The organism is uncultured Ruegeria sp. (assembly GCF_947504215.1).
Taxonomy (GTDB): Bacteria; Pseudomonadota; Alphaproteobacteria; order Rhodobacterales; family Rhodobacteraceae; genus Ruegeria.
The window spans coordinates 109,741-123,861 of the sequence record NZ_CANNGO010000004.1; the positions used below are offsets into that span (position 1 = coordinate 109,741).

Consider the following 14,121-nt stretch of genomic DNA (forward strand, 5'->3'; position numbering starts at 1 on the left):
AGCCTACCCCCTGCCGATATAAGGCATGGTCGTAGCCATTACGGTCATGAACTGCACGTTCGCCTCGGGCGGCAGGGTGGCCATATGCAGAACCGAACGCGCGGCGTCGTCAACGGCCATCGTCGGATCTGGCGTATTGCCTTCGGCCTTGGCGGTCTCAACAAGGTTTTGAACCATGGGTGTCCGCGCATTTCCGATATCGATCTGACCGCATGCGATCCCAAACGCACGCCCGTCCAGAGACAGACTGCGGGTCAGCCCGGTGATTGCATGCTTCGTTGCCGAGTAGTGCACCGAATTCGGGCGCGGAGCATGCGCTGCGATCGAGCCATTATTGATGATCCTGCCGCCCCGCGGGCTCTGCCTACGCATAATCCCAAATGCCTGGCGCGCGGACAGAAACATACCGTTCAGGTTCACGTTGACGCTTTGGTACCAATCCTCCAATGCGATCTCGTCAATCGTACCACCTGGCGCAAAGATGCCTGCGTTGTTGAACAAGACATCCAATCTGTTTGCCCGGTTCATGAACAAGCGGAATGCAGTTGATACGGCATCAGGGTTTGTGACATCCGCGACCAGAGGGACCGCATTTTGGTTGGTTCTGGCAATTTCTTCCAGTTTGCCTTCGCTCCGCGCCAACAGGCCCACGGTCCAGCCTTCGGCCAGAAACAACTCGGCCGTCGCCCGCCCAATGCCGGAACTTGCACCCGTAACGATAATGGATCTCATGTCTCTTCCGCCTCCAACGTCAGTGATGGTGCTTGTCCCGCGCGCAGGTCATCCACACGCAACTGATAGGTCGGTTTTGAGAGACGATTGCGCACCACCCAAGCCAGCCGCTGTTGCGCACGTGTAATGGCCACATAGGCCAGACGTTTCCACAAGGGTTGCCCGGCCTCGGTCCGTCCCATACGCGCCGCGGCGTAGAGATCAGGCGCAAAGACCTGCACCGTGTCCCACTGCGATCCTTGCGCCTTGTGAATGGTCACTGCAGCCCCATGCAGGAACGTCGCGCCCATGCGGGCGGCGAATGGAATAAACGGCTCTTCCTCATCCGGCTTTTCAATTTTGACGATTGAGGCCGCACTGACCTGAGGGTCTTCGGCCCCCATCACATGCAACCGCGAAAACCCCGGCTTTCGCCCGGGCCCAAGATAAATGACCTGCGCGCCCTTGATCAGCCCCCTCGCCTCAAGATCCAGCCGTTTCTTGCGGTGTTTAAGCGGCAGCTCGATCCCGTCGCAAATCAGCGGTTCACCTGCCAATAGCTCCGTTTCCGGCGCGCCGTGAACTTGCCGGAACGCCTGGATCAGCCGAATGCGAGTTGCATTGCGCCACACCAGAACCGGGCTGCGGGCCATCAGGTCAACTTCTACTCTTTGCCCCCAAACAACACGATCGTCGCGCCGGGCTGCGTCTTCGATCATCCGTTCGAAATCCTCGAACCCCATTTCGGGATCAGCAAGTGCATGGGCGAGATCTAATATGGGGTTATCCGCGTCCTGCCGATGCACCCGGTGCAAGGTCAGTTTCCGAGGTTCAGGCAATGTGTCGAATACCATACTGCCAGACTGGTTGACGGGGGCCAGCTGCGCCGGGTCACCAAACATCAACAGCGTCGGAAATATCTCTTGCAGGTCTTCGAATTGCCTGTCGTCCAGCATTGAGGCTTCGTCGACAAAGCCGATATCCAACGGTTCGTCACGACGTTTCCAGCCTGTGATGAAGTCTGAACCGCGCAACCCTGCCGCAGCAAGTGCGCCAGGGATGGACTTGTTGTTTTCATAAAACGATGCCGCGCGATCCAGTGCATCGTCGCTTAGGTCCTCGATCTCGGGTCGCTCACCATTGCCCGCAAGCCAATCCGCAATCCGCTCATATTCGGGGTCGTAGACCGGAGTATATAGAATGCGATGAATGGTCGTTGCCGGAACGCCGCGCAACCGCAGAACACTGGCCGCCTTGTTGGTCGGTGCCAATATCGCAAGGCTTCGTTTGTCTTTTGATTTTCGACTTTCATAGTCGCCCGAAACGATCTGAACACCGGTTTCAGCCAGCGCCTTGTAAAGCTCTGCAAGCAAAAGGGTTTTACCGGATCCAGCCTTCCCGATCACGGCCATCACGCCGGACTTTCCGGCCCCCGGAAGCTTGAGCAGGGCATCGTCTTCCAAGTCTACACCCGCAGAGCGCAGCATCTCGGCGATGCTGTCAAAAGCGGCGGCCTGATCGTCAGAGAATGTTAGTTTTGGCAAGGACATGGCGCGACCCTACAGGGCCGCGCCGACCATCACCAGATGTGGATTGGTGTTTTCCCGCGCTTAGGCTGACAAGGCAAAACGGTGTTGTTTGGCAGGGCCAAAAGCTGTCTTAAACCATAGGCGTGATAGATCACGTGGAATGCCTGCCCGCTCGGCCACACGCCTGCAATCCTCAGCGGAATATGGCCACAGCCCAACCGAGATTTGTTCACGCCCTGACCCTTGGGTACCAAGGACCTGCGGCGAGGATCCAATGAGGCGATAGATACGAATCATACGCGCATCAAAAACCCCGGCTATATGCGTCAGACCGAACCCTTCCATCATTTCGCCGCCACTGAGCATGATGGCCCCGGCGGTATGCGGGCTGGCTGTGCGGGACAGGCAAAACCGTGTAACTTCCCAGATCAGTGAGCTGCGGATCGGGCTGCCGCCAGTCAGATGACCAAAGATTTCGTTTACCATAACCGGCCCGGTTGTTGGCAACACCCGCATTGAGCCACCATGACTGCCATCCGGTTCTTCCCAGATGACATATAGCGGATTGAGATCATCGTATTGATCCCGCTCTTCTCCTTTTTCATTAACGTTAACGTCCCAGCCCAATCGAGTTTTGAACTGATCTGCGCGATCCTGAAACATCCCCTCTGCCAGAGCCGGAAACTTGTGCAACTCATCGGCATATAGATAACGCAACATGACTTTTTCCCCTCGTCGTCCTTTGCAGGAACGAAGGGGGTACAGACACGTGGTTAACTTACGGTTTCAGGGTCGGGCTTCCTTTAAACGACTATTAATCCTCGGCTGAGTGCAGTTGCGATGGCGTGGGTGGTGTTCTGGGCGCCAAGCTTGGAACGAGCACTTTCGATATAAACCCGCAAGGTATGCTCGGAAATCGAAAGAGAATGCGCCACTTGTGCGCGGCTGTAACCCAGCGCCAGCAAGGTAATCGCATCAATCTCTCGGGGGGATAGTCCGCGTGGTGAATCCGGTTGCCTGTCCATTTCGAACTCTAGCGCCTTACGATTCATGTAGTGCGCAATAAGGATCAATTCGCGCCCATATAGCGAGATAAACTCTTGCCACGTGTCGTCGTCACAGCTGTGATTAACGGTAAAAAGGGCAAACTGTCCGTTGGGACCGCGGATCGGGATGGAATATCCTTGATTGCCAACACCATGGCCTTTCGCGTCCTGAAGGAAGGCCTTTGCAACTTTTCCGGACCAATCAAGGGACTTCCAATCGACGGGATGAAACCTTTGGAAACACCCCAGGATAACCGGATCGATTCTGTGATAGTTTTTGTCCCGGTACCGCTCTTCCCAGGCATCCGAGTATGTGGTGCACCCGTATTGGTCGCCAGCGCCATCCACCCAGTGATAGGTCAGATGTTCGACCTTGAGTATTTCTCGCAGCCCGAATGCAATACTGCTGAGCTCGTCAAGCGTGCTGGTGCTCTCCAAATCCTGCAGGATCTGACCCAAATCGAGTTCTGTTGCCATCCGCGGGCGCCCGTGCCTCATTCTTCATGGACGCGATCTCGGCCGCTGCGACTAGCTTGGTGTCGTCAAGCTGCTCGGCAAGCACGGTCAACCCGTTCGCGACCGCGAAAGCGTTGAGGTCCGACAATACGTCCAATATCCACTCATTTTGCGCCATCAGGGTCTCTCTGAAACAGTTAACGAAGGGTTAACACAACCATAACATGTAAGATGTTTTCCGGCATAGTCACCGGTTTCTACTCCCCAAAAATAGCGAGGGATAAATTTGTAACCCGTTGAAAGTTGGAAGCACGGGTCAGAACGCAAAACGCCCGCGAATCCAAAACGTGATTCGCGGGCGTTTGTGTCTAAAATCAGAGCGATCTAGCCCCGTGCGTCCAGTACCTCTTCAAGCGTACGCAAACCGGTGCGCGGGGCCTGAACCAGAACTGACATATTGCCCGGCTTGTGCTCGTTCCGAAGCATTTTCATATGTGCTTCGGGCAGGTCATTCCACGTGAACACTTCGGACATACAAGGGTCCAGACGACGCTCTACCATCAATTTGTTGGCGGATGCAGCTTGCTTGAGATGCGCAAAGTGCGACCCCTGCAGGCGCTTTTGGTGCATCCACATATAGCGCACATCGAAGGTCAGGTTGTATCCGGTGGTACCGGCGCAGATCACAACCATGCCGCCCTTCTTCACCACAAAGGTAGAGACCGGGAAGGTGCTTTCACCCGGGTGCTCGAAGACCATGTCGACATTGTTACCCTTGCCGGTGATATCCCAGATCGCCTTGCCGAACTTGCGGGCTTCCTTGAACCACTCGGCGTATTCCGGGGTGTTCACTGTGGGCAGCTGACCCCAGCAGTTGAAGTCCTTGCGGTTCAGCACGCCCTTGGCGCCCAGCCCCATGACAAAGTCACGCTTGCTTTCGTCCGAGATCACACCGATCGCATTTGCACCGGCTGTGTTGATCAGCTGGATCGCATAAGAGCCAAGGCCGCCAGAGGCACCCCAGACCAGAACATTCTGACCCGGCTTCAGATCATGAGGCTCGTGGCCGAACAGCATCCGGTAAGCCGTCGCCAGAGTCAGCGTGTAACAAGCGCTTTCCTCCCAAGTCAGGTGCTTAGGCCGTGGCATAAGTTGCTGCGCCTGCACGTTGGTGAACTGGGCGAAAGATCCATCCGGGGTCTCATAGCCCCAGATGCGCTGACTTGGAGAATACATCGGGTCGCCGCCGTTGCATTCTTCGTCATCGCCGTCGTCCTGGTTACAGTGGATAACCACCTCATCACCGACCTTCCAGCGGGTCACTTTTGAACCCACCGCCCAAACGATGCCCGACGCATCCGAACCTGCGATGTGATAAGGTGCTTTATGGCCGTCAAACGGGCTGATCGGTTGACCCAGAGACGCCCAGACACCGTTGTAGTTCACGCCCGCGGCCATCACCAGAACCAGCACCTCGTGGCTGTCCAGTTCCGGCACATCGACCACTTCCTGCACCATTGCTGTGTTCGGCTCGCCGTGGCGCTCTTTACGGATCGCCCATGCATACATCTTCTTGGGCACATATCCCATCGGAGGGATCTCACCCATTTCGTACAGGTCTTTTTCGGGTGCCTCGTACGACGCGATACCGCTTTCGGTGTCCAAAGCCATGCTGGCCTCCTTTTTATCAATATCTTTGCCGCGACGCAGAATCGCGTGCTTCCCCAGATGGAATATTGACCGGTGCGCAATAATGCAACCGCTTTTGCTGTATTTTTGTAATTTTATGACCCCGCACTTGCAGAAAAATTTTCTGCAAGTGCATTGCTCTCTGATTGCTTTTTCTTCTGCGCAGATGCGGCGTAGTAGTCCAAAAGATCGACTCGCTGACCTGAAAGCGAAAGCGTTTCCCCTTGCCTTCTTAGGATTTTCCGTTCGACCAATTGGTTCAACGCACTTTCTATGGCCTCTGAATCCTGTGTCGTCTGATCGCCATTTTGGTTCATCATTGCCTGGATACGGGATTGTACGCTGTCCTCAGGCATGGATCCGTTTTCGCGCAACACCAAACAGGCCGCAGCTGCGGGTACCAACGGAATGGCGCGACCGATGCGCTGCATCAGTTCGCGCGCCAGATCCGTCATCGCGTCATCACGGTGTTGGCTGCGAAACTCTTTCAGCGACAATGGCGCTCCATATCGTACCGAAGCGACCCCGAATCTTTTGTACCGGCCAATCAAACGCTGCCAGACCTGCTTAATGATCCAACGGGTGACAACTCCGATCCGGGCCCGGAACCGACGTTCCGATCCCAGTGCGGCGCGGGTCAGAATGGTATCCTCAAGCACACGGTCATAGTTCAATGCGACCGGAACAAAGACAACGTCCCGCCCGTCTGGCGAAGTTCCATCCAAAATATATTTTAGCAATCCAAGCTTGGGACGACCCAATGCCCCGGTCAGGCTTAACCCGCCTTCGGGGAACATCGCTTGCGTCACCCCAGCCTCGGTCGAGTGACGGACGTAACATGACAGCACTTGACGATAGAGCTCGCTGCCTGACTTTCGCCGGATGAAATACGCACCCATAGCTTGGATAAGTCGGCTTAGCGGCCAAACCCGCGCCCATTCTCCTACTGCATAGGACAAGGCCGAATGCCGTGCAGCAAGGTAAGTCACCAGCACATAGTCCATATTGCTACGGTGGTTCATCACAAAAACTACGGTGGCCTCGGGATCAATGCCGTCGATGGCGGCTTCATCCTGATAGCTGAGGCGAACGTCATAAAACGTATTGCTAATAAGACGAGCCAGACGAATGGCAAAACTGAAATAGGCAAAGGCCGAAAACGACGGAACAATTTCGCGCGCATAGCGGCGCGCCTGTTCAAAGGCTACGGCTTCGGGGATTCCTTCCTCGCGAGCATGTCGCTGCACAGCCTGCCCGACCTGCGGATCATAAATCAGCCGCTGAATCATGTCGTGCCGCCGTGCGAGTTTGAACGGCTGGATGGGCCGTTGCAGCCGCTTGTTCAGACGGGCAACGGCACGCTCTAAACGGCGGCGAAAAAACCATCGAACGGATGGGAACAAGAAATGCGAAGCCAGTGTGACCATGGCAAAAATCACGATCAGCAAAAAAAGCCAAAGCGGAAGTTCGACGGTTTGCGTCATCCGAACACAGTGCCACCAATCGGACCGGCTCACAATCTGAACAATTGCGATATGCCGCAACGCAGCGAATTGACATATCCCGAAAATTGCGCTTTAGAACCCAGTGACGAAATTTTATTGCCCACCGACACACGAGGCTCCTCATGACGCAGATGCAGAAAGATCGACCCTGGCTCATCCGGACCTATGCTGGTCATTCCACCGCCAAAGCATCTAACGCGCTGTATCGGGGAAATCTGGCCAAAGGTCAGACAGGGCTGTCGGTGGCTTTCGATTTGCCTACACAAACCGGCTATGACAGCGACCATACTTTGGCACGTGGCGAGGTGGGCAAAGTGGGCGTTCCGGTTTGTCATCTGGGCGACATGCGGGTTCTGTTCGAGCAAATTCCTCTGGAACAGATGAACACATCGATGACAATCAACGCGACTGCGCCCTGGCTGCTGGCGCTTTACATCGCGGTGGCCGAGGAACAGGGGGCTGATGTTTCCAAACTGCAAGGCACAGTGCAGAACGATCTGATCAAGGAATATCTAAGCCGAGGCACTTATGTCTGCCCGCCGAAACCCTCGCTGAAGATGATCGCGGATGTGGCAGAATACTGTTACGCTAATGTGCCGAAATGGAACCCAATGAATGTGTGTTCCTACCACTTGCAAGAAGCCGGTGCGACACCCGAACAGGAACTGTCCTATGCGCTAGCCACCGCCATCGCCGTGCTGGACGAGCTGCGCCCACGCGTGCCAACCGAGGATTTTCCTGCGGTTTGCGGCCGTATTTCGTTTTTTGTGAATGCCGGCATCCGGTTTGTTACCGAAATGTGCAAAATGCGCGCATTTGTCGATCTTTGGGATGAAATACTGCAACAAAGATATGCCGTTGAAGACCCTAAGTTCCGCCGATTCCGCTATGGCGTGCAGGTGAACTCACTGGGCCTGACCGAACAGCAGCCAGAAAACAATGTCTACCGCATTCTGATCGAGATGCTGGCAGTAACCCTATCCAAAAAGGCGCGCGCCCGGGCGGTTCAGCTTCCAGCTTGGAACGAAGCCTTGGGCCTGCCGCGCCCATGGGATCAGCAATGGTCGATGCGGATGCAGCAGATACTGGCCTACGAGACGGACCTTCTTGAATATGGCGATCTCTTCGACGGAAACCCGGCGGTGGATGCAAAAGTCGAAGAATTGAAAGACGGCGCACGGGCTGAACTGGCCAATCTGGATTCAATGGGCGGGGCCGTTGCCTCGATCGAATACATGAAATCGCGCTTGGTGGATTCAAACGCAGAACGTCTGAACCGGATCGAGCGGAACGAAACAGTGGTTGTCGGCGTGAACAAATGGACCGAAGGTGAACCGTCTCCGCTTCAGACCGAAGATGGTGGTATTATGGTCGTCGACCCTGCCGCCGAGCAAGAGCAGATCAATCGTCTGAATGAATGGCGCGCCGAACGCGACAGCGCGGTGGTTGCGGCTGCACTAGCCGCCCTGCGCGAGGCCGCGCAGACAGGCGCAAATGTGATGGAGCCATCCATCGCTGCGGCCAAGGCCGGTGTAACAACCGGTGAATGGGCCGAAGAAATGCGCAAGGTCTATGGCACTTATCGCGGCCCGACCGGGGTGTCTGGTTCGGTCTCGAACAAGACCGAAGGGCTTGAAGACTTGCGTGCCGCCGTTGATGCAGTCAGCGACAAACTGGGGCGTCGCCTCAAATTTTTGGTCGGCAAGCCAGGTCTCGATGGCCATTCGAATGGTGCCGAGCAGATCGCCTTCCGCGCGCGGGATTGCGGCATGGATATCAGCTACGATGGTATCCGCCTGACACCAGAAGAGATAGTGACCGCCGCTGCAGAAGACGACGCGCATGTCATCGGGTTATCGATTCTATCTGGCAGCCATCTGCCTTTGGTTGAAGACGTACTGGCTCGATTGCGCGAAGCCGGATTGACCCACATTCCGGTTGTAGTGGGTGGAATTATTCCCGACGAGGATGCAGAGAAGTTGAAATCAATGGGCGTGTCAAAGGTTTACACCCCTAAAAACTTCGAATTGAATGCGATTATGGGTGACATTGTTACTCTTGTTGATCCGCAAAACCTCGCGGCCGAATAACAGTCACTTTACCAGATAAATTCTCTGTCTATATCCCCTTACTATTAGGGATAGATTATGTCGTCCTTTGGATTTAGGGTGCGCGACTGCACCCACCACCAAAACACACTCACGGAGAAGAACAATGGGCATGAATCTTGAAAAGATGTCGCGAAAAGATCTTCTGGAATTGCGCGGCAGTGTCGAAAATGCACTTGTTAATGCAGAAAAGCGGGAACGCAAGGAAGCTTTGATGGCGGCCGAAAAAGCTGCAGCAGCATTTGGTTTCTCACTGTCCGAGTTGTCAAGTGATGCACCACGTGGCGCAAAAGGGACCAAAGCCAAGCCCAAGTACCGCAATCCCGCTGCCCCAGAACAGACCTGGACCGGGCGTGGCCGCAAGCCTCAGTGGATTCACGATGCATTGAAAGCAGGCGCCGATATCTCTGATTTGGAAATCTAGCTGGGGCTTGCCTAGGAATGACAATTCATATTGGAGCTGAAAAAGGCGAAATTGCAGAAACCGTTCTTTTGCCCGGCGATCCTTATCGGGCAAAGTGGGCAGCCGAGACGTTTCTGGAAGACGTCAAGCAGGTCAATAACGTGCGCGGAATGCTGGGTTTCACCGGCAACTGGAAAGGGAACGCTGTTACAATTCAGGGCAGCGGTATGGGTATGCCATCCCTTTCGATCTACGTGAACGAGTTGATCCGGGACTTTGATGCAAAAACCCTGATCCGTATTGGATCATGCGGCGGGATGCAGGAAAAAGTGAAAGTGCGGGATGTCATTCTGGCGATGACATCGACCACCCTCAGCACGCCATCCCGTGGCATCATGAAAGAGATGAACTTTGCCCCGTGCGCTGATTGGGGCCTACTACAGGCCGCTGTTGCCGCAGCTAAGGCAAAAGGCACCCCCACCCATGTCGGCGGGATCTATTCGTCTGATGTCTTTTATGACGAACGTCCTGACCTGAATGAACAAATGGTGCGTCACGGCATTCTTGGTGTCGAGATGGAGGCAGCCGAGCTATACATCCTGGCCGCGCGCCACCAGTGCCGGGCCCTGGCTGTGCTGACCGTATCGGATCATTTGTTGACCGGAGAGGCCCTACCATCGGCCGACCGCGAAAGCAGCTTTGGCGATATGGTCGAGATTGCATTGCAGGCGGCATTCCCGGAAGCTGGATAAACGCATCGGGCAGGGTTAGGGCCTGCCCGGTTTCTAGTCGTCGCTTGTCTTTCGCAAACAGCTGCTTGGGCTCTCAGACCCCTCTTGTTGCGCGCCACAAAAAGCGCAGATCCAGACGCCCTCGTTTCGGTGCTGACGCCACCGACAATCGCGGGTCAGCGAGGAAGATCGCGCGCGCCATAGGAAGTAAGCAAACACCCCAGCGGCTAAAAGAAGCAAGAGAATGGGCATGCTACTGATTTGCCCATCCTATTCGTCGTTGGCAAGCCCAACATGAATCGCATCAGGCGGCGTTGGCGTACTCGAACAAGCGTAACTCGGGTTGTTTGTCCGCCAGCATGGGCTCCGGTGTATAGTAAGCCCAGGCCTGTTCAAGCAGTTTCAAGGCCTCGCCAGCGTTGATTTTCGGTTTAGGATTTTCTGTATTCATCGGAGTGATCCTGACTCAATCTCATCACTCCTCCCTTCTTTGAAATTAGGACAGGGCCACTGGCCCTGCACCCCCCTATTTTCGCAAGCTGGGCATGCACTTGCTGCAAGTCAACAAATGCAACTGCGTATCAAACGGCGCGATCGACCATCATCTTTTTTATCTCAGCAATCGCTTTGGCCGGGTTCAGACCCTTCGGGCAGGTCTTGGCACAGTTCATAATGGTATGGCAGCGATACAGTTTGAACGGGTCTTCCAACTCATCCAGGCGCTCGCCCGTTGCCTCATCTCGGCTGTCGATGATCCAGCGATAGGCGTGTAGCAACGCGGCCGGGCCAAGATACCGATCACCGTTCCACCAATAGCTGGGGCAAGAGGTCGAGCAGCTGGCACACATTACGCATTCATACAGGCCATCAAGTTTCTTGCGATCTTCGATGGATTGCTTCCACTCTTTCGCCGGGCGGTTGGTCTTGGTCTCAAGCCACGGCATGATGCTGGCATGCTGAGCGTAGAAATGGGTCAGATCGGGGATCAGGTCTTTCACCACAGGCATATGCGGAAGGGGGTAAATCTTCACGTCGCCCTTGATCTCATCCATGCCATAGATACAAGCGAGAGTATTGATCCCGTCGATATTCATCGCACAGGACCCGCAGATGCCTTCGCGGCAAGACCGGCGAAAGGTCAGGGTCGGATCAATCTCGTTTTTGATCTTGATCAGCGCGTCCAGAACCATGGGACCACATGTGTCCATGTCAACGAAATACGTATCCACGCGCGGGTTCTGCCCATCATCCGGGTTCCAGCGGTAAATCTGAAACTTACGCACATTGCTGGCGCCCTCTGGCTTGGGCCAGGTCTTTCCGGTGGTGATCCGGGAATTCTTGGGCAGGGTCAGTTGAACCATGTCAATTCTCCATTCAGCACAAGGCCGCCATTCAGCCTGTCTGGGCGTGCGCGGACGCCCCTCGATTATAATGTCCCCAATGGACAGTGTTCACGTCAAAATCCCGAGCAAGCAGATCCGCAATGATCTGCGGCTCGTTCGTGTCTATGTCAAAGCGCAGGAATCGGGGGTTGCCATCGAAATGCACTTCAACCTCGGCATGGTGCACGTCATACATATGCGCCCAGCCTTGTTTTACCTCTTCTGCTGTAAGACCATTGGCCTTGCAGCATTTTTCAAGATACGCGCCACCGGAATGGAGCGCGCGCGAAGATACCCAGTCATCCCGGTTGCGCGTATTCAGTATAAAGTACGCGTCGGGGTAGGCCCTATGCAGGTCCCGAAAGAATCGCGCACCATCCAGCATGAATCGCACGTTCACAAAAGCGATGTCGGTAAACGCCCGGGCTTGGCCAAACCCGTCCAACGGCTTACGACCCATGGCGATATTCGTAACCATCCGATGAGCGATGTTGCTGCCATCGCCATCCACCCAATGCAAAGACTGGATCCCGCTGTTTTGAAACAGCTTGTGAAAGGACGTCGTGGCACAACGGTTCAATCCGATCAGGATGATTTTTGGATCGCTTTGCGCGGAATGCAGCACTTCAACAGTCATGGCCGACACCAGGCACAACAGGACTTGCGATGGCTTGTGGCCTTCGTGACGTCCTTAGGTATTTGGCGCGTGTACACCATTGCCTGATTTCCCCGCTCCTTAGAACGTGCGCGCTTTGGGCGCAATTTTGTTAAGGCTGATGCCCCCTGCATCTTCGGTGGTCAGAGGATCAACGATCACCGGACGATAGCTGAGATCGACCTTGTTGCCATCAACACGGGATACGGTGTGGACGCGCCAGTTTTTGTCATCACGCTCGGCGAAATCCTCATGCGCATGTGCACCGCGGGATTCCTTGCGGGCTTCGGCACCAACGATGGTGGCCAGCGCGCTTGGCATCAGGTTGGTCAGTTCCAACGACTCCATAAGGTCGCTGTTCCAGACCAAGGAGCGGTCAGTGACTTTAAGGTCATCCATCTTGGCAGCAATCTCGGTCATCTTCTCGACGCCTTCAGCCATGGTTTTGGCAGTCCGGAAAACAGCGGCATCTGCCTGCATTGTCTTTTGCATCTCAAGGCGCAGATCGGCGGTTGCAACGGAACCACTGGCGTTACGCACCTCGTCAAAGCGATCAAATGCCTTGTCCACAGAACTCTGGTTCAAAACCGGGTTTGCCGAGTCGGCATCCACGACTTTCCCCGCACGGATCGCCGCCGCACGACCAAACACAACAAGGTCAATCAGCGAGTTTGATCCGAGCCGGTTTGCCCCGTGTACAGATGCGCACCCAGCCTCGCCCACGGCCATCAGGCCCGGGACCACGGCGGTTGGATCGTCCGCAGTCGGATTCAGAACCTCACCCCAATAGTTGGTCGGGATACCGCCCATGTTATAGTGCACGGTCGGCAGAACCGGGATCGGCTCTTTGGTGACGTCGACACCAGCAAAGATCTTCGCGCTTTCTGAAATCCCCGGCAGGCGTTCGGCCAAAGCTTCGGCTGGCAGGTGGCTGAGGTTCAGGTGAATGTGATCGCCTTCCTTACCCACACCGCGCCCTTCGCGGATTTCCATCGTCATGGACCGCGAGACATAGTCGCGCGGCGCCAGGTCCTTGTACTGGGGCGCGTAGCGCTCCATGAACCGCTCACCTTCCGAGTTCGTCAGGTATCCACCTTCGCCGCGTGCACCTTCTGTGATCAGGCAGCCCGAGCCGTAGATGCCAGTTGGATGGAACTGCACAAACTCCATGTCTTGTAGGGCCAACCCGGCGCGCGCAACCATACCGCCGCCATCACCCGTGCAGGTATGGGCCGAGGTCGCACTGAAATAGGCCCGGCCGTAACCGCCCGTTGCCAGCACCACCATCTTGGCGTTGAACACATGCATGGTGCCGTCATCCAACTTCCAGCAGACAACACCCTGACATTGCCCATCCTCGGACATGATCAGATCGATGGCGAAGTATTCAATGTAGAACTCAGCGTTGTTCTTGAGGCTTTGACCATACAACGTATGCAGGATCGCATGGCCGGTTCTATCCGCGGCGGCACAGGTGCGTTGCACCGCAGGGCCTTCACCAAATTCGGTCGTGTGGCCACCAAATGGACGCTGGTAGATTTTGCCTTCTTCTGTCCGGCTGAAGGGCACGCCGTAATGCTCCAATTCGTAGACCGCCTTTGGGGCCTCACGCGCCAGATACTCCATCGCATCAGTGTCACCCAGCCAGTCCGAGCCCTTGACGGTATCGTACATGTGCCACTGCCAATGATCCGGACCCATGTTGGACAGCGACGCGGCAATGCCACCTTGAGCAGCAACTGTGTGCGAACGTGTCGGGAAAACTTTGGTCACACACGCGGTGCGCAATCCCTGTTCGGCCATGCCAAGCGTAGCTCGCAAACCGGCGCCGCCTGCGCCAACAACCACAACATCATAGTCGTGGGTTTCATATTCATATGCTTGTGTCATCGTTCTGGATCCTTAA

The 14,121-nt window shown here is 55.5% G+C and carries 13 protein-coding genes; 3 read left to right on the plus strand and 10 right to left on the minus strand.

Translation table 11 applies throughout. The features are described from left to right. Positions 1-3: 3 nt before the first annotated feature. The 6 genes from Q1B21_RS09485 to Q1B21_RS09510 form a co-directional block, all read right to left on the minus strand. Positions 4-732 carry an SDR family oxidoreductase gene (locus Q1B21_RS09485; protein ID WP_299888794.1) on the minus strand — a complete coding sequence of 243 codons (729 nt, stop codon included), beginning with the start codon at positions 730-732 and terminating at the stop codon, positions 4-6. Beyond that, the gene (locus Q1B21_RS09490; protein ID WP_299888797.1) at positions 729-2,261 is read right to left on the minus strand and encodes an ATP-dependent RecD-like DNA helicase; all 1,533 of its coding nucleotides are present in this window, start codon (positions 2,259-2,261) and stop codon (positions 729-731) included. Before Q1B21_RS09490 ends, Q1B21_RS09485 begins: the two co-directional genes overlap by 4 nt. Positions 2,262-2,321: 60 nt before the next feature. Next, positions 2,322-2,960 carry an acyl-homoserine-lactone synthase gene (locus Q1B21_RS09495; protein ID WP_299888800.1) on the minus strand — a complete coding sequence of 213 codons (639 nt, stop codon included), beginning with the start codon at positions 2,958-2,960 and terminating at the stop codon, positions 2,322-2,324. A gap of 83 nt (positions 2,961-3,043) precedes the next feature. Beyond that, entirely contained in the window at positions 3,044-3,763 is a 720-nt protein-coding gene (locus tag Q1B21_RS09500) for a LuxR family transcriptional regulator (protein ID WP_299888802.1), read from the minus strand. Positions 3,764-4,126: 363 nt separating this feature from the next. Next, a complete protein-coding gene (gene ccrA, locus Q1B21_RS09505; RefSeq protein WP_120632423.1) occupies positions 4,127-5,413 on the minus strand; it encodes a crotonyl-CoA carboxylase/reductase in 1,287 nt (428 codons plus the stop codon). Between the two features lie 113 nt (positions 5,414-5,526). After that, a complete protein-coding gene (locus Q1B21_RS09510; protein WP_299888806.1) occupies positions 5,527-6,915 on the minus strand; it encodes a 1-acyl-sn-glycerol-3-phosphate acyltransferase in 1,389 nt (462 codons plus the stop codon). Between the two features lie 143 nt (positions 6,916-7,058). Here Q1B21_RS09510 and Q1B21_RS09515 point away from each other — a divergent pair, with 143 nt between their 5' ends. From Q1B21_RS09515 to deoD, 3 genes are all read left to right on the plus strand, one after another. Then, positions 7,059-9,026 (plus strand): protein meaA, encoded by a 1,968-nt coding sequence (locus Q1B21_RS09515; RefSeq protein WP_299888809.1) that lies wholly within the window; start codon positions 7,059-7,061, stop codon positions 9,024-9,026. A gap of 124 nt (positions 9,027-9,150) precedes the next feature. Further along, the gene (locus tag Q1B21_RS09520; protein ID WP_298935303.1) at positions 9,151-9,468 is read left to right on the plus strand and encodes an H-NS histone family protein; all 318 of its coding nucleotides are present in this window, start codon (positions 9,151-9,153) and stop codon (positions 9,466-9,468) included. A 17-nt stretch (positions 9,469-9,485) separates the two neighbouring features. Beyond that, positions 9,486-10,199, plus strand: coding sequence for a purine-nucleoside phosphorylase (deoD, locus tag Q1B21_RS09525; RefSeq protein WP_299888813.1), 714 nt, complete (start codon positions 9,486-9,488; stop codon positions 10,197-10,199). Between the two features lie 283 nt (positions 10,200-10,482). Here the strand turns inward: deoD and Q1B21_RS09530 are convergent, their stop codons facing one another. The 4 genes from Q1B21_RS09530 to sdhA all read right to left on the minus strand — a co-directional run bounded on the left by Q1B21_RS09530 (position 10,483) and on the right by sdhA (position 14,105). Next, entirely contained in the window at positions 10,483-10,629 is a 147-nt protein-coding gene (locus tag Q1B21_RS09530; protein ID WP_299888816.1) for a hypothetical protein, read from the minus strand. A gap of 130 nt (positions 10,630-10,759) precedes the next feature. After that, complete coding sequence (locus Q1B21_RS09535) at positions 10,760-11,539, minus strand: succinate dehydrogenase iron-sulfur subunit (RefSeq protein WP_298935306.1); 780 nt, start codon at positions 11,537-11,539, stop codon at positions 10,760-10,762. Positions 11,540-11,570: 31 nt separating this feature from the next. Further along, positions 11,571-12,197: a sulfotransferase gene (locus tag Q1B21_RS09540; protein WP_298935307.1), complete on the minus strand. Its 627-nt coding sequence runs from the start codon at positions 12,195-12,197 to the stop codon at positions 11,571-11,573. Positions 12,198-12,296: 99 nt separating this feature from the next. Beyond that, positions 12,297-14,105 carry a succinate dehydrogenase flavoprotein subunit gene (gene sdhA, locus Q1B21_RS09545; RefSeq protein ID WP_298935308.1) on the minus strand — a complete coding sequence of 603 codons (1,809 nt, stop codon included), beginning with the start codon at positions 14,103-14,105 and terminating at the stop codon, positions 12,297-12,299. Positions 14,106-14,121: the final 16 nt, after the last annotated feature.